General features: G+C 60.9%; 14 protein-coding genes. 8 read left to right on the top strand and 6 right to left on the bottom strand.

The features are described 5' to 3' along the window. The first annotated feature begins 55 nt into the window (after positions 1 to 55). The 7 genes from MTX36_RS03540 to MTX36_RS03510 all read left to right on the top strand — a co-directional run bounded on the left by MTX36_RS03540 (position 56) and on the right by MTX36_RS03510 (position 9,000). The gene (locus MTX36_RS03540) at positions 56 to 1,459 is read left to right on the top strand and encodes a 3' terminal RNA ribose 2'-O-methyltransferase Hen1 (RefSeq protein ID WP_243618375.1); all 1,404 of its coding nucleotides are present in this window, start codon (positions 56 to 58) and stop codon (positions 1,457 to 1,459) included. Next, positions 1,456 to 3,999, top strand: coding sequence for a polynucleotide kinase-phosphatase (locus tag MTX36_RS03535; RefSeq protein ID WP_243618374.1), 2,544 nt, complete (start codon positions 1,456 to 1,458; stop codon positions 3,997 to 3,999). Before MTX36_RS03540 ends, MTX36_RS03535 begins: the two co-directional genes overlap by 4 nt. Positions 4,000 to 4,133: 134 nt before the next feature. Continuing rightward, positions 4,134 to 4,622, top strand: a complete 489-nt coding sequence (locus MTX36_RS03530; RefSeq protein ID WP_243618373.1) for an FBP domain-containing protein — start codon at positions 4,134 to 4,136, stop codon at positions 4,620 to 4,622. Positions 4,623 to 4,796: 174 nt separating this feature from the next. Beyond that, a complete protein-coding gene (locus MTX36_RS03525) occupies positions 4,797 to 5,195 on the top strand; it encodes a nitroreductase family deazaflavin-dependent oxidoreductase (protein ID WP_308198182.1) in 399 nt (132 codons plus the stop codon). A 112-nt stretch (positions 5,196 to 5,307) separates the two neighbouring features. Further along, positions 5,308 to 6,909 (top strand): alpha/beta fold hydrolase, encoded by a 1,602-nt coding sequence (locus MTX36_RS03520; protein WP_243618372.1) that lies wholly within the window; start codon positions 5,308 to 5,310, stop codon positions 6,907 to 6,909. Between the two features lie 172 nt (positions 6,910 to 7,081). Next, positions 7,082 to 8,329: a M23 family metallopeptidase gene (locus tag MTX36_RS03515; protein WP_243618371.1), complete on the top strand. Its 1,248-nt coding sequence runs from the start codon at positions 7,082 to 7,084 to the stop codon at positions 8,327 to 8,329. Positions 8,330 to 8,460: 131 nt separating this feature from the next. Further along, positions 8,461 to 9,000, top strand: coding sequence for a hypothetical protein (locus MTX36_RS03510; RefSeq protein ID WP_243618370.1), 540 nt, complete (start codon positions 8,461 to 8,463; stop codon positions 8,998 to 9,000). 292 nt (positions 9,001 to 9,292) lie between these two features. On the opposite strand, the gene MTX36_RS03505 is transcribed toward MTX36_RS03510, so the two are convergent. The 4 genes from MTX36_RS03505 to MTX36_RS03490 all read right to left on the bottom strand — a co-directional run bounded on the left by MTX36_RS03505 (position 9,293) and on the right by MTX36_RS03490 (position 14,033). After that, the gene (locus MTX36_RS03505) at positions 9,293 to 9,889 is read right to left on the bottom strand and encodes a CHAP domain-containing protein (protein ID WP_243618369.1); all 597 of its coding nucleotides are present in this window, start codon (positions 9,887 to 9,889) and stop codon (positions 9,293 to 9,295) included. Between the two features lie 27 nt (positions 9,890 to 9,916). Further along, complete coding sequence (locus MTX36_RS03500; protein WP_243618368.1) at positions 9,917 to 11,476, bottom strand: MDR family MFS transporter; 1,560 nt, start codon at positions 11,474 to 11,476, stop codon at positions 9,917 to 9,919. A gap of 333 nt (positions 11,477 to 11,809) precedes the next feature. Then, positions 11,810 to 13,330 (bottom strand): MDR family MFS transporter, encoded by a 1,521-nt coding sequence (locus tag MTX36_RS03495; protein ID WP_243618634.1) that lies wholly within the window; start codon positions 13,328 to 13,330, stop codon positions 11,810 to 11,812. Positions 13,331 to 13,400: 70 nt separating this feature from the next. After that, complete coding sequence (locus MTX36_RS03490) at positions 13,401 to 14,033, bottom strand: TetR/AcrR family transcriptional regulator (RefSeq protein ID WP_243618367.1); 633 nt, start codon at positions 14,031 to 14,033, stop codon at positions 13,401 to 13,403. A 111-nt stretch (positions 14,034 to 14,144) separates the two neighbouring features. Here MTX36_RS03490 and MTX36_RS03485 point away from each other — a divergent pair, with 111 nt between their 5' ends. Beyond that, entirely contained in the window at positions 14,145 to 14,489 is a 345-nt protein-coding gene (locus tag MTX36_RS03485) for a zinc ribbon domain-containing protein YjdM (RefSeq protein ID WP_243618366.1), read from the top strand. Here MTX36_RS03485 and MTX36_RS03480 read toward each other — a convergent pair. Both MTX36_RS03480 and MTX36_RS03475 read right to left on the bottom strand, forming a co-directional pair. Further along, positions 14,476 to 14,724 (bottom strand): PLDc N-terminal domain-containing protein, encoded by a 249-nt coding sequence (locus tag MTX36_RS03480; RefSeq protein ID WP_243618365.1) that lies wholly within the window; start codon positions 14,722 to 14,724, stop codon positions 14,476 to 14,478. The two genes, MTX36_RS03485 and MTX36_RS03480, sit on opposite strands and share 14 nt — an antisense overlap. A gap of 27 nt (positions 14,725 to 14,751) precedes the next feature. Continuing rightward, the gene (locus MTX36_RS03475) at positions 14,752 to 16,458 is read right to left on the bottom strand and encodes a SulP family inorganic anion transporter (protein ID WP_243618364.1); all 1,707 of its coding nucleotides are present in this window, start codon (positions 16,456 to 16,458) and stop codon (positions 14,752 to 14,754) included. Between the last annotated feature and the right edge of the window lie 44 nt (positions 16,459 to 16,502).

Genomic DNA, 16,502 nt, shown 5'->3' with positions numbered 1-16,502 from the left:
CGTTGCTCCCGTAATTCGGAGGCGCGGGCTCCCGGTCGCGGGATACAGTCGCCTGGTGCTGCTCACCCTGACGTCCACGCCAACCTCGCGGTTCACCGATGCCACTGCGTTGAGTTTTCTCGTGCACAAACACCCCGACAAGGTGCAGACCTTCGATTTGTCCGTCGGAAAAGCCACGGTGTTGTATCCGAATGCCGGCCCGGAGGAGACGACGGTTGCCCTGATCGTCGACGTCGACCCAATCGAACTGGTGCAGAGCAGGTCTCGGCGAGGAAAAGGCAACGACAGTTTTGCGCTGGGGCAATACGTCAACGATCGGCCGTATGCGGCGTCGTCCATCCTGGCCGTGGCGCTGTCGAAACTGTTTCGGACCGCGTTGGCCGGGACGTGCACTTCGCATCCCGAACTCGTGGATGCCGAACTGGCGCTGACGGTTTCGATTCCGGTAGTTCCGGTGGGCGGCGATACTGACTTACCGCGCCGGTTGTTCGAACCGCTCGGGTGGGATGTGACGGCGGTTCCGGTACCGCTTGATCCGCATCTTCCGGACTGGGGTGACTCCAACTTCGTCTCGCTCACGCTTACCGGGGAACATACGGTGCAGAGCACCCTCCGGCACCTGTACGTCTTGCTGCCGGTTCTCGACGACGTCAAGCACTACTGGGTGGGATCCGACGAGGCCGACAAACTTGTACGTGTCGCCGGCGAATGGTTGGCCGCGCATCCCGAGGCGCCGTTGATCATGTCCCGCTACCTGGCACGCCAACGTGACTTGGTTGAGTCCGTCGTCGACAGGCTTGTGCCCGACGCTGCGGAACCTGTGGAAGAGCTGCCGCGTCCGGAACCGCCGCTGGCGCGTCGGCGTACCGAAGCCGTTGTCGAAGCGTTGCGCCAGCTGCACGTTCGACGCGTAGTCGACATCGGATGCGGTGAGGGCAAGCTCATCGAGGCGCTCATGCCGCATGCCCAATTCGATCGACTGGTCGGTGTCGACGTGAGTGCTCGCGAACTTGCCCGCGCAGAACGCCGGTTGAAACTCGCCGAACTATCCGATCTTCAGCGTGAACGTGTGTCGCTGATGCAGTCGTCGGCGACCTACCGCGACTCGCGCCTCAAAGGATTTGATGCCGCAGTTCTCATGGAGGTGGTCGAGCACGTTGATGCCACGCGCCTGCCGGCATTGGTGCGATCGGTCTTCGCTGACGCCGCGCCACAGGTAGTACTGCTGACGACGCCGAACTCCGACTACAACGCGCTGTATCCAGCATTGGGCGAGGGAAAGTTCCGCCACCCGGATCACCGGTTCGAGTTCTCGCGAGCTCAATTCGAGGAGTGGGCCGCCGACATCGCTACGGACCACGGATATTCGGTGCACTTCAGTTTTGTCGGATCAGTTGATCCCGATTTAGGCGGCCCGACGCAGATGGCGATCTTTACGAAGGAGGCACGCGAGTCATGACGATTTACGAGATTCCCGACCTCGCACTGGTTGTACTGATCGGCGTCAGCGGCTCCGGGAAGTCGACGTTTGCCGCACATCACTTCGGTCCCCACGAGACACTCTCGAGCGACCAGTTCCGGGCCTGGGTCAGCGACGATCCGAATTCCCAGGACGCAACGTCGGACGCGTTCGAAGTGCTGGAGTTTGTTGCGGCCAAGCGTCTGCGACGTGGCCGGTTCACGGTTGTCGACGCGACCAACGTGCAGCCGGCTGCCCGCAAGCGGCTCATCGCGCTGGCACGTGACCACGACGTTCTTCCGGTCGCGATAGTGCTGGATGTTCCGGAATCGGTGTGCTCCGCGCGCAATGAGGCTCGCCCGGATCGCGGGTTCGGCCGCGACGTCATACGGCGTCAGCACCAACAGTTGAATCGTTCGCTCCGAGGGCTCGGTAAGGAGGGTTTCCGCACCGTTCACGTGCTCAGCGGGGAGGGCGCGATCTCCGAGGCCGAGTTCGTGCGTCGGCCACTGCGCAGCGATCTGCGAACGAACCATGGTCCGTTCGACGTCATCGGCGATATCCACGGTTGCCGAAGCGAGTTGGAATCGCTCCTGACAAAGCTCGGGTACACCATCGACTATGGTGCCGACGGAGCACCGAAAGACGCTGTGCCGCCACAGGGAAGGACGGCGCTCTTCCTCGGCGACTACGTGGATCGTGGGCCGGACTCGGTGGGTGTGCTTCGTCTTGTGATGGGCATGGTTGCGGCCGGTCACGCGCTTGCGGTGCCGGGAAATCACGAGAATAAACTCGTAAAAGCCTTGCGCGGCAAGAAGGTGACAACAAGTCATGGTCTGGCCGAGACGCTCGAGCAACTTGCAGCGGAACCGGCAGAGTTCCGGCGCGACGTCGTGGACTTCTGCGACGGTCTGGTTGCCCACCTGGTTCTCGACGACGGAAAGCTGGTGGTCGCGCATGCCGGTTTGAAGGAGGATTACCACAATCGTGCCTCCGGCCGGGTGCGGAGCTTCGCGCTGTACGGCGATACCACTGGCGAGACAGACGAATTCGGGCTGCCGGTTCGGTATCCGTGGGCTGACGACTACCGCGGATCGGCCGTAGTTCTGTATGGGCACACTCCGGTTCATGAGGTGGAGTGGGTCAACAACACAGCGTGCCTCGACACGGGATGCGTGTTCGGCGGAGCATTGACGGCTTTGCGGTACCCGGAGCGTGAGCTCGTATCGGTTCCGGCTGAGCAGGTTTGGTACGAGCCGGTTGTGCCGTTGGCGCCGCCGACCCGCGCATCGGATGTTCTTGATCTGGCCGACGTGCTTGATTCGACCGGCGTCGAAACCGCGTTGCGGGGACGCGTCTCGGTTCGACCCGAATACGCGGCCGGAGCATTGGAAGTGATGAGCCGGTTTGCTGTGGCGCCGCAGTGGTTGCGATACCTACCGCCCACGATGGCGCCCTGTGCGACATCGCAATCGGTTGACTACCTGGAACATCCATCGACCGCATTCGATGCATATCGAAGTGCCGGGATCAACATGGTGATCTGCGAAGAGAAGCACATGGGATCACGCGCTGTTGTGCTTGTGTGCCGTGACGCCTCCGTCGCGCGTGAGCGATTCGACGCCCCGGATTCACTCACCGGAATGGTCCATACCCGAACAGGCCGTCAATTCTTCGACGACGAGCTGACGCAGCAACTGCTGGATGATATCGCCGCAGCGCTCGCGGCGGCCGGAGTCTGGGAAGAGTTGGGAACTGACTGGGTGCTGCTCGATTGTGAGCTGCTGCCGTGGAACGTCAAAGCTGAAGGGCTGCTGCGTGATCAGTATGCGGCTGTCGGAGCGGCAGGCCGAACGGACCTCGGTGCCCGCGCGAGGGTGCTCGACCAGGCAGCATCCCGAGGTCTGGATGTGTCGGAGCTTTCGGAACTGACGTCGGTCAGAGCGGCCAGCATCGAGCGATTCAGCGAGGCGTACCGGCAGTACGTGTGGTCCACCAACGGGTTGGACGGTGTCCGCGTCGCGCCATTCAAGATCCTTGCCACGGAAGGGCAGGCGTACGGCGAACGCGATCACGAATGGCACCTCGCTGTTGCGGATCGATTGGTCGCAGTGGATCCGAATCGATTTGCCACTACACGTCGCGTCGTTGTCGAACTCGATTCGGAAGAATCCGTGTCACAGGCGACGAAGTGGTGGGATTCGCTCACGGACGCGGGCGGTGAGGGGATGGTGGTGAAACCACTAGCGAATCAGATTCACGGACCGCGAGGGTACAACGCTCGAGTCCAACCCGGCATCAAAGTTCGTGGGCGGGAGTACCTGCGGTTGATCTACGGAGCCGACTATCTGGAGCCGTCGACGCTCGCGCGTTTGCGTAACCGCAACCTCGGGCACAAACAGTCAATGGCTCTGCGCGAGTACGCACTTGGAATGGAAGCGGTGTCGCGGCTCGTTGAGCGTGAACCGTTGTGGCGCGCGCATCAGGCAGTTTTTGCGGTGTTGGCGCTCGAATCGGAACCTGTTGACCCGAGGCTGTAACTGTTGACATAGACGCTGATAATCCCTGACCTTCCTGCCACTTCCGGAACTGATCGGAAAACACGTTGCACCAGGTAATGACTGCCGCGTAGCGTCGAGGTGCACTGATTCACCAGCCGAAACGGAGTTCTACCGTGTTGCCGCTCACCGAACGCGATATTCGCGGATCCTTCGTCAATTGTTCGAAAGGTGAAGCGAAGCGGCTTCCGGTTCCGCGGGATTTGGATCGGCGACCGTGGGAAGATTTGGACTTCTTCGGCTGGAACGATCCGACAATGCCGGGGCGTGGGTATCTGGTGATTCCCCAGGGCGACGAGTTGATCGGTATTGCGCTCCGCTACCAAACCGGGAAGTCGGGTCGCGCCCAGATGTGCACCATTTGCTTGACGACGCACGGCAGTGGGGGAGTCTCGTTGCTGACCGCAGCCAAGGTCGGTGAGGCCGGCCGACGCGGCGACACCATCGGTACCTATATGTGCACTGACCTGGCGTGTCCGCTGTACGCGCGAAACAAACGACGGCCGTCTGCGGGCAACAGGTACCAGGAAAATCTGACGTCAGAGGAAAAAGCAGAGCGAGTTGTCACGAACATCGGTGCGTTTGTAGCAATGCTGAGCCACTGATCAAGTGGGCCTACGGGCGCTTGTGATCCTGTACATGTGAGTGCGTCGGCGGGACAATCGAGTATGGCCCGTGACGGGTTTCCAGATGTCCGATGGGGACGCGATCGGCCGATGCTCAAGAAACCGCTGGACGCTTTTGCATCATCGCGGTTCGGCTCTTGGTGCATCCGGAAAATGACGCCGATCGATCGCAAGCTACTCAATCGAAGCAACGGTCGATTGACCATATTCGGTCCCATCGGTGTGCCACTGCTGTTGTTGACAACCACCGGCCGCAAATCGGGGCAACCTCATACCACTCCGCTCACGTATATGTGTGAAGACGATCGCCTATTTCTGGTCGGTAGCAACTTCGGGCAACGACACCATCCCGCGTGGTCGTGGAATCTGTTGGCCAACCACGACGCCGCGGTGTTGATGGGCGGCATCGAAATCCCTGTTGCAGCAACGATGCTGACGGGCGCTGAGCGTGAGCGCATCTTCGACAAGTTCGTCGAATACACCCGCACCTACACGGAATATACAAATCGCACCACACGCGATCTTCGTGTATTTGCTCTCGATCGACGGTAGTCCTGATTGTGAGTCTCGATATCGGAGAATTCAGAACAAAACGGCCTTTTCGTGCATAGGCTCCACTCAATTGGGCCAACGCGCTCGGCACAGGTCCGTTCTGGAGTTTGTCATGACGAATCCATATCGCACCGGACGTTGGTATCGCCGCTGCGGGCTGGTCGCCGCCGCCATGCTTTTTGTACTGACCGGGTGCACTGCCACTCCGAATGAGACCGAGGTGGCCGATCCGTCCGCACCGTTGCCGCTAGGAAACTTCAGCTACGCGGCGAATCCCTGCCTCGATCCATTGATTCCCGGCATGACTCTTCCGTCATTTGGTGCCGATTTCACCTGCGGCACACTGACTGTCCCGCAGAATCGTGAGAAGCCTGATGGTGCCGTCGTCACCATTCCCGTGGCGCGCCAGCGGGCACAGTACCCGACCGCTGCGATGCCTCCCTTACTGATGCTGGCCGGCGGACCCGGAGAGAGCGGGCTGGTCGACGCACTGGTTACTTACAGCGGCCTGGACCTCAACAAGAACCGCGACGTGATCTACATCGATCAGCGCGCCACACTGCGTGCGACGCCGTTCGTGCCGTGCCCTCAAGTGGATGCCTTCATGCAAGGCGCACTGGCCAAGCCGTCTTCCGACCCTGGGACGAAGGCTGCGAGTAACGCTGCAGTCGCAGCCTGCAGTTCGCAATTTCGGGGCGAGGGCATTGACCTGCATGCCTTCAATTCTCTCGAGAATGCTGCTGACGTTGCCTCGTTGCGGTTAGCCCTGGATATCCCGGAGTGGGATGTGTACGGGGTGTCGTACGGCAGTGACGTCGCGCTGCAGTACCTGCGTGATTACCCGGACGGGATTCGCGCCGTTGTGGCGGATTCCGTGGTGCCGCCGCAGATGAACCTCGCAGATACGTTGTGGCCGAACGCGGCCAAAGGATTCGATGCCCTCGGCACTGCCTGCGACGCACAGCCCGCCTGCCAGGCCATGCTCCCGGACCTGTTCGGGACGCTGGCTACGACCGTGACCGACCTCGATGCGCGTCCGCAGGTGGTCTCGGTAGCCGCGGGGGATGGGCCGCCGGTCGATGTGATGGTTGACGGCTACAAGCTCGCGTCTCTGGTGAACTCGGCCGCGATGGCGGCCAACGGACTCGTCGATATGCCGGCAATCATTGCGGCCGCCGGCCGCGGCGACGTCACTCCCGCCGCGCAGGTGCTCGCGACGGGGGCACAACCCGCACCCGTCCCGATCGTCGGGTCGGGACTGACGTACGGGGTGATCTGCGGCGAAGCCGTCGCGCACACCAGTGCCGAGGTCATGTTCGGTGCCGCGAAGAAATCGTTGCCGCAGTTCCCGGATGCGGTCCTGGGGCTGACCCCGCGGTTGCCATGGCTGGTGGGGGACTGCGCGGCGTGGAACATCGGGGCAGTCCCGGACCGTGTCGCGCAGCCTGCCAACAGCACCGTCCCGGTGCTGTTGTTGAGCGGCGGCCTCGACGGCGTAACTCCACCCGGCAACGCAGCGCTCGCCAAGGCCACGCTCCCGAATGCCGTCGTGTTGACCTTCCCGGAGTCGGGGCACGGCGTGCTCACCCAATCTGATTGCGGTCCGGCGGCCGTCACTGGATTTCTGGGCGATCCGTCGCCGTCGTATCGGCCACAGTGCCTCGACACGATTGCGATTCCGTCATTTTCGACCTCACTGGCCGGGCCCGCATGATGGTAGAACGTGGCGCCACAGGGTGAAGCCGAGGGTGAAAAACTCAGGTCGGATTGCCCGATTTCTTGATGATGGATGCTGTCGGGAAAATTCACGACAAAATCCGACATGCGAGCATAGGCTCGGTGCTCCGAGTCAACGCAGCCGGTAGAGGCGAGATTAGGACACCACTATGCGCAGAACTCCCGTCGTCCTGGCCACCTGTGCCGTCTTACTCGTGGGGTGCTCAACGACTGTCGATTCAACGGGGTCGACCTCGCCACCGACTGCGACGACGGACCCGCGGGGCGGCATCCCACCGGGCTACCCCCTTGATGTCGATGTGATGGCACCCCTTGTCATTACGACACTCGGGCCGGATCCGATTCCCGTCACCGGTACCGACGGCAAGGTCCACGTCGCCTACGAAATATCGGTGCTCAACGTCTCGCCGCGGCCCGCGACAATCACGACGCTGGACACACTGGCCGGTGGACCGGACGGCAAGGTAGTGGCGAGCCTGAACAAGGACGAGGTGCTGGCTCGCACCTTCCTGTTGGCGAACTTCGAGGCGGCACCGGTTACCGACATTCCCGTCGGGCGCCCTGTTGTGCTGGTACTCGACGACGTCTATGACACCCGTGCCGACGTTCCGGCTGAGGTGACCCACCGTTTGGTCACCTCGTACGGCCCGTTCGTCACATCGAATTCGGGACTCGAGGCGAGGTATCCGGATACTGTGACTCAGATCGGTGGAGCTGTCACGACCGGGACAGGTTCGCCCGTGATCATCGGCCCGCCGCTCGCCGGAGACGGGTGGGTCGCAGCCAACGGGTGTTGCGTGATCACCTCGCACCGCGGGGCGATGATGGCGGTCGGCGGACGGATAAACGGCACCGAGCGATATGCCATCGATTGGATGCGGATCGATGCGAATAACTCGGAGCTGAGTTCCAGCAGAGGTGACGGCTCGAAGAACGAGGACTACTTCGCCTACGACGCACCGCTGTTGGCCGTAGCCGACGGCACGGTTGTGGCCGTCGTGTCGGACAAGCAGGACGAGCCGCCGCACCAGGTCAACAGCAACCTCACGTTCGATCAGCTCGGTGGCAACTACATGGTCATCGACATCGGTGAGGGCAATTACGCTTTCTACGCGCACATGATTCCCGGATCTGCCTCAGTGAAGCTGGGCGACAAGGTTTCTCGCGGTCAGGTAATCGGGAATCTGGGAAACTCGGGCAACACCACCGAGGTCCATCTGCACTTTCATATCTCGCGGGCCCCTGCCCCGTTGTCCGGCGACAACGTGCCCTACGAAATCGACGGCTTCACATTCGTCGGTTCGACGGCCACCGATACCCTCGTCAAGGGGCCGAATTCCGGCGAGCGAACCGATCAGCTTCCGCTCAATCTGGATGTCATCAACTTTCCCAAATAAGGACACCGTCAATGCGCAAAGCTCCGCTCGTTCTTGTTGCGGCCGTTGCATTTCTGGCGGGCTGCTAGTCCTCGACCGAATTCACCGAATCGAATGCATCCCCACCGGATAACGGTCAGCGGGATGCGCAGGTGAACTTCTGGGCCGCTGACCGCGGTGGCTGCAAGGCAGATTTCACTATCGAGAACCACACTAACGTCACGACCTACACAATCGACTGGCGTATCGACGGCGAGTCTGGGCGCGATATCGGCGTGGGATTCGATGTCTATCGCACCGGTACCCCGAACATGGCGAGCAAGGCATTATCGCCGACCTGGTCGGACGAGGTGCCGGAGAACACGGTCGAGAACCGCACGATGCTCTCTGACCTCCCAGCTGTCTCGGCGACTTACACGCAGGTCCTCAAGAACATCATCGCCAGCTGGAACCCTCCTCTGCCGAACCCGGCCGCGGACACCCACACGGTGGAGTACCGCATAGTGCTCGGCCCGCCCGGGAACAATGGGCAGACTCCCAACGAATTGCCCGAATGGCTCGGTAACCGGGCGTGGCACACCGTCACGGTTACCGGCTGCAATCCGCCGCCGCCGGCAACAGGCTCGCTGGGCTCGAGCAGTTGGCTGGGCTCGATCTTCGGAGGGTCCACCGGCTCGATCGGCGGATCTTGAGACGCCGGTGAGCGGGTCTGGAATGAGTGCGCCCGAGATTCGGTGATGTGAAGAGCGGGGGCGGCGTCGTGATGGCGTCGTCCCCGTTTTGTCCGCGTTGGGACAGTCAGCTCCGCAATTGCACTGAGCAGTATCCTTATTCACCAGACAATATTGTCGGGAACCGACGGAAACAATGAATTTTCCGAATCTATGTTTCCAAGTTCCTCACGACACCCTGCACGAAAGTGACCGTCCAATGTCACGTCCCGAGCAACGCAAGATCCATCAGCACAGACGGGGAGGATCGGCCTCAGAACGTGCCGAAACCGACGATTCCAGCGACTTCAGCCGGATCGATGCGGTGGATCATCACCGAATTGTTCTCGTTGCCACCGATGGTGGTGAGGGTGCCGGCGTCGTTGACCAGCACGATGTTGACATGCTGGCCGTAGGGACTGTCTCCGCTGTACAAGATCGTGTCCCCGACCTTGGGCTGATAGTCCTGGCCGTACGGCACAAAGGATCCGACAGATTCGTAATACTCCTGCAGCGTGTAGACGCCAGGGATTCGCCACGATCCCGAATTCGGGTTGGAAAACGGTGCGCCGATCTGGTTCATGTTCCAGCTGACAAAATCGGAACACCAGGACTCTTCGACGCCCTCGGCGTATTTGGTGCCCGGGTCGCCGGATTTCCATTCCTGTTCGAGGCTGGTCACCAATTCGCTTTGCGCGGAACTCAATTCATTGTGGCTAACAGTCGGGAAGGAGTTGAGTTTCTCGCCCGCCAGAGCGTCGCCGTGGCGGTTGAAGTACCAAAGTCCGCCTGCCAACAGGAGTGCCAGTACTACACAGAATCCGACCAGACCGACGAGCTTGGATCTTGTCGGGTTCTGTTCGAGTGGCATCACAACACGATAGCGGACTATGCGGTCTTACTCGAGGGGCTGAGCGGACCGATCGATCGTGGTGGCCAGTGGCTTTTCCTTCACGAAGAACAGCAGGACGACTGCGACGATGACCAGTGGCACGAGGTACAGGAAGATCGGTGCCAACGCGTCGTTGTAGGCGCCGACGATCAATTCGCGGATCTGGGCCGGTAACTTCCAGAGAATTTCAGGCGTCAGTGAATTCTTGTTCTCGGCGACACTTTCGCCACCGGCGGGAAATCGCTCTGTCACAAGATTGGTCAGTCGGGACGCAAACAGGCTGCCGACCAGCGCGCTACCCAGTGAGGCACCGATCTGGCGGAAGAAGTTGTTGGCTGCCGTTGCAGTGCCGACTTCGGATGCGGGGAAGGTGTTTTGGACGATCAGAATCAAGACCTGCGAGACGAGTCCGATGCCGAGGCCGAGGACCGTGATGTAGATGCCGAAGACGAACAGTGACGTCGACGGTGTCAGTCGCGAGAGCAGAACCAAGGCCACGGCGACGATCGAGGTACCGATGATCGGGAACATTTTGTAGCGACCGGTCTTGCTGATGATCTGCCCGGAGACGACGGACGTGACGAGGACGCCGGCCATCATCGGGATCATCATCAGGCCGGCTTCGGTGGCGTTCTTGCCGGTCACCATCTGAATGTAGGTGGGGAGGTAGGCCAATGCACCGAACATCGCGATGCCGATGATAAGTCCGGTGACGGTGGTGAGTACGAAGTTGGACTGCGAGAACAGGTGCATCGGGATGACTGGTTCAGTTGCCCGCTTCTCGACAATGACGAACGCGACTGCGGTGACGATGCAACCGACGATCAGTCCGATGATGACGGCGGAACCCCAGGCGTAGGTGTGGCCGCCCCAGGTGGTGAACAGGACGAGGCACGTAGCGGAGGCGGAAACCAGGATCAAGCCGAGATAGTCGATGCTCGGCTTGCCGAGCTTGGGCTTGGGCAAGTGGAGGAAAGCCATGGCGCTGGCGATCGCGAGAAAGCCGAGTGGCACGTTGATCCAGAATGCCCAGCGCCAGCCGATGCCCTCGGTGAACCAGCCACCCAGCAGCGGACCTGCCACTGCTGAGAGTGCAAATATGCCGCCCATTGCACCGACGTAGCGGCCACGTTGCCGTGCCGGTACGACGTCGGCGATAATCGCCTGTGACAGCAGAATCAAACCGCCGCCGCCGAGGCCCTGGACCGCGCGACCGGCGATCAGCGTGGTCATGTCGTGGGACAGTCCGCCGATGATCGAGCCGACGATGAAAATGCTGATCGCGCCGATGAACAGGCCTTTGCGGCCGATTTGGTCGCCTAATTTTCCGTAGACGGGCATCATGATCGTCGACGCGAGGATGTAGGCCGTCGATATCCACACCATGTGATCGACACCGTTCAATTCGCCCACGATGGTGGGCAATGCGGTGCTGAAGATCATCTGGTCGAGGGACGCCAGAAGCATCGTGATCATCAACCCGGCAAAGACCAGGTAGATGGATCGTTTGTCCGCGGCAGTTTCCAGTTCGTCTGCGTCAGCGAGCGCGGCTTCTTGTGTGGACATGAAGTTCCTTAGTCGAAATCGATAATCGTGTTAGGGGTCGGAGCGGAGAATTCGGGACATCAACGCGGGGTAGGCGCCCCGGTTTGTTCGCTTGAAAGCGCTGTGGCCCCAACTCGTACGCCAAGCAGGCAACCGGCCCTCCGACGCGGCTTCACGGACGCCTGCCGGTGGCCTGTTCAGGTATTCCGCTGTGTCACCGATTTGCGTGATCGGGTAGTAGCCGGAAGCGTAAGGAGTATCAGTACTACGCAGAATCCGACTAAGCCCATGAGATTGGACCTGGCCGGATTCTGTTCGAGTGGCATTACGACACGATAGCGGACTATTCGGGCCTTACTCGAGTGGTGGAGCGGACCGATCGATCGTGGTGGCCAGTGGCTTTTCCTTCACGAAGAACAGCAGGACGACTGCGACGATGACCAGTGGCACGAGGTACAGGAAGATCGGTGCCAACGCGTCGTTGTAGGCGCCGACGATCAATTCGCGGATCTGGGCCGGCAACTTCCAGAGAATTCCGGGCGTCAACGAATTCTCTTCGCCGCCAACGCCTCCGCCGTCCACTGGTAGTCGCTCTGCGAGAAGGCTGGTCAGTCGGGACGCAAACAGGCTGCCGACCAGCGCGCTACCCAGCGAGGCGCCGATCTGACGGAAGAAGTTGTTCGACGCCGTTGCAGTGCCGACTTCGGCAGCGGGGAAGGTGTTTTGGACGATCAGAATCAAGATCTGCATCACGAGTCCGATGCCGATGCCCAAGATGGCGATGTAGATCCCGAAGACGAACAGTGACGTCGACGGTGTCAGCCTCGAGAGCAGAACCAAGGCCACGGCGACGATCGAGGTACCGAGGATCGGAAACAATTTGTAGCGACCGGTCTTGCTGACGATCTGTCCGGAGCCGATAGAGGCCACCAGGAGTCCGGCCATCATCGGGATCATCATCAGGCCCGCTTCGGTGGCGTTCTTGCCGGTCACCATCTGAATGTAGGTGGGCAGGTATGCCAGCGCGCCGAACATCGCGATGCCGATGATGAGTCCGGCGATCGTGGTCAGGACGAAGTTGCGTTCCGAGAACAGGTGCATGGGAATGACCGGTTCGGTTGCGCGTCGTTCGACGAACACGAACGCGACTGCGGTGACGATGCAACCGATGACAAGTCCGATGATGACGGCGGAACCCCAGGCGTAAGTGTTGCCGCCCCAGGTCGTGAACAGGATGAGGCAGGTGGCAGACGCCGCGACCAGAACCATGCCGAGGTAGTCGATGCTCGGCTTGCCGAGCTTGGGCTTGGGCAAGTGGAGGAAAGCCATGGCGCTGGCGATCGCGAGAAAGCCGAGTGGCACGTTGATCCAGAATGCCCAGCGCCAGCCGATGCCCTCGGTGAACCAGCCACCTAGCAGCGGACCTGCCACTGATGCGAGAGCAAAAACGCCGCCCATCGCACCCATGTAGCGGCCGCGTTGCCGTGCCGGTACGACGTCGGCGATAATCGCCTGTGACAGCAGAATCAAACCGCCGCCGCCGAGGCCCTGGACCGCGCGACCGGCGATCAGCGTGGTCATGTCGTGGGACAGTCCGCCGATGATCGAGCCGACGATGAAAATGCTGATTGCGACGATGAACAGGCCTTTGCGGCCGATCAAGTCGCCCAATTTTCCGTAGACGGGCATCATGATCGTCGACGCGAGGATGTAGGACGTTGTCACCCACACCATGTGATTGACACCGTTCAATTCGCCCACGATGGTGGGCAATGCGGTGCTGAAGATCATCTGGTCGAGGGACGCCAGGAGCATCGTGATCATCAACCCGGCAAAGACCAGGATGATGGATCGTTTATCCGACGCGGTTTCCAGTTCGTCTGCGTCAGCGGGCGCAGCTTCTCGAGTTTGACATGAAGTTCCTTAGTCGAAATCGATAATCGTGTTAGCGGTCGGAGCGGAGAATTCGCGACATCAGCGCCAGTGCTGGATCCACGAGTGCTTGTCGCGGACGGTCTCTTTCGCCGTTTTGCCAGCGGCGGAAGACGTAACGCATCGCCGCGCCGGCGACGATTACCGTGGCGGTCGCTTCGTCCACGGCATCGGTATCGGTGGGGAGTCGGCCGAGGCTCGGACGTTCGAGGAGTTCTCGAGTGAGCATCCTGGTGAGCGTGTCTTCGAGTTCGTGGAACGTCGCAAGATGCTGTTGGAGCAACGTCGGGTGTCTCTCGAACAGTTGTTTTCGGTGGATGAGGAGGTCTGGCCGCTCATCCATGATTTTCATGGCTTCTGCGAAGACTGCGAGTGCTCCGCGGAGTGGGTCGTCGGGATGTGCGGCAAGCAAGTCGGCTATCACTGCGGTGGGTGGAACCACGATTGCGATTCCGCCGATTGCCGCGTCCTTCGTCGGAAAATAGTTGAAGAACGTCCGAGTTGATAGTTCGCAGGCTTCGCAGATGCGTTCCACGGTCACTGCGTCGTAGCCCAGATCGAGAACAAGTTCGACGGCAGTGAGTTCGATCAATGCCTTGGTTGCGATTCGTTTCCGCTCGCGCAGACCCAGATTCTCGGTACCCATGTCATCAATAATTACATAGACTGCAAATCTTCACTAAGTGCAAAATATTCTCCAAGATGCGGTTATGAGTTGTAAAAATTGGAGATCGGAGAAAGCGGATAGGGTGATCACGTGGAAGACACCTTGCCTCCGTGCCCCGAATGTTCCAGCGAATTCACCTACGAAATGGGTGCCCTCATGGTCTGCCCCGAATGCGCGCACGAGTGGGCGCCGACAGAGGCAGTCGCTGAAGAAGACGGCGTCATCAAGGATGCTGTCGGCAACATCCTGGCCGACGGTGACACCGTCACCGTCATCAAAACACTCAAGGTCAAGGGCAGTCCCACCGGCATCAAATCCGGAACCAAGGTGCGAAACATTCGTCTGGTTCAGGGAATTGGTGACCACGACATCGATTGCAAAGTCGACGGAATCGGCCCGATGCAACTCAAGTCGAGCGTCGTCAAGAAGGTCTGACACGGCCTTCTGCGATTCGGGACCGTTCGGCCATACCGTCGCTTTTCAAAATCACGTAGACCAGGCCGGATACGAACGGAACAAGTAGCAGAAAGCACACCCAGAGTGCCCTGTTCCACCCAGACTCGGTGTGGTCACGGAAAAGGTCGGCGCTGATCTCGAACAGCAGCAGGAGGTACGAGAGCAGCGCCAGACTGATGACGCCGAGCCAGAAGATGGTCCAAAAGGAATCCATGCGTCGTTCTCCCGTCCTGATGTCCGGTCAGTTGTCGTCCGGAACATCGTTGCGACTCGTGAAGGCGTTTACGGCGGCTTCGAGGGTGGGGAAGAAGTGCGTCGAATCGAACCGGTCGCCCACGCCGAATCGGATGAGCCTGTCCTTGATCGGGCCCTTCATCTCCGCGAAGGCCAGCCGGATTCCTCGGCCCTCCAGGTAAGTGTCGAGGTCGACGAGTTCGTCGACGGCAGTGGTGTCGAGGCCGGTGATCGGCTCGGACGCGATGACGACCCATTCGACCGGTGTCGGCGCCGTGTCGACAACGGAGCGCACGTACTCGTCGAAGATTTCGCCGTTCGCAAAGAAGAGTGGCGCGTCGAAACGCACCAGCACCAGACCAGGGATGCGACGCCCGTTCGGGTGCCGTTCAATGTCGTGGAATCCCAGCTGGTCACCCGTCTTCACGAGTTCGGTGCGGTGCGGCTGCCACACCTGGGCGATCACCGCCACGAACGAGAGCCCGATCGCGACCAGAATTCCTTGCAGAACTCCGACGAGCGCAACTCCGAGAAACGCGGCGACAGCAAGTCCGAGCTCGACGGTGCTCATGCGCCACATCCGGACCATCCCGCCGACGTCGATCAGCGCGCTTGCCGCGACGATCACTACGGCCGCGAGAGTTGCGTCGGGCAGATACGCGGTGAGTCCTGGGGCAACAAGAACGAACACCAGTACGGCCAGCGCGCCGACGACGCCCGCCAATTGTGTATGGGCACCGCTCTGTTCGGCGACCGGCGTTCGTGATCCGCTCGCCGAGATCGGGAAACCGCCGAACAATCCGCCCGCCACATTGGCGACACCAATGGCCTTCATCTCGGTGCTGCCGTTGACGGCCTCGCCGTGTCGGGCGGCGAAGGTGCGTGAAAGTACGCCGGTGTCGGCAAACGCAATCAGAGCGATACCGGCTGCGGGACCGATCAGGTTCCCGACGTCCTGCCAGGTAACTCCGCCGACGGACGGCAGCGGTAGACCTTCAGGCAGTGCGCCCACCATTCCGATCTGATCGGTGAGTCCAGCCGCTGCGGACAAGACGATTGCCCCGACGACAGCCACGAGGACGCCGGGAACGACGGGCACCCAGAGTCGGAACGCCATGATGACGGCGAGCGAGCCGATTCCGACGGCAGCGGCAACGGGGTCGACGCCGCCGCTCGCCACGGACTTTCCGATCTCGCCGATTTCGCTGAGCAAGCCGGACGCGTCGACCGAGAACCCCAGCAGTTTGGGGAGTTGGCCGACAACGACAACCAGAGCAATGGCATTGAGATACCCGAGTCTGATCGGCTTCGAGAGGAGTTCGGTGACGAATCCGAGACGCAGGAACCCGCCGATCAGGAGGATCAGGCCGACGAGGATGGCCAGGACGCCGGCAAGTGCTAGTGCATTTTCGGAATCACCGACGATGGCCAGCGGCAGGACCGCGGCGGCGATGAGTGGAGCCAGCGATGAATCCGGCCCCAGCACAAGAATTTTCGACGGTCCCACCACCGCATAGGCCAGGAGTGGCACGATGGTCGCGTAGAGCCCGGCGTACGCGGGAAGCCCGGCAGCTTCGGCATAGCCCATGCCCGCCGGAATCAGCAGGGCCGTGAGGACGAACCCGGCGGTGATGTCTGTCCGGAGCCATTCGCGACGGTACCCGCGGGCAGTTGCGATCCCGGGTAGTCGGCCGAGACTCTCAGTCCAGGACATTTCTTGAGTATCCTCCCTTTCGCGGTGGCGAAGCTCGAGACTAC

The sequence above is a fragment of the Rhodococcus sp. ARC_M6 genome (assembly GCF_022810305.1).
In the GTDB taxonomy this organism is placed as follows: Bacteria; Actinomycetota; Actinomycetes; order Mycobacteriales; family Mycobacteriaceae; genus Rhodococcus_F.
The sequence above is the reverse complement of the archived record's forward strand: the minus strand, read 5'-3'. Positions and strand labels throughout refer to the sequence as shown.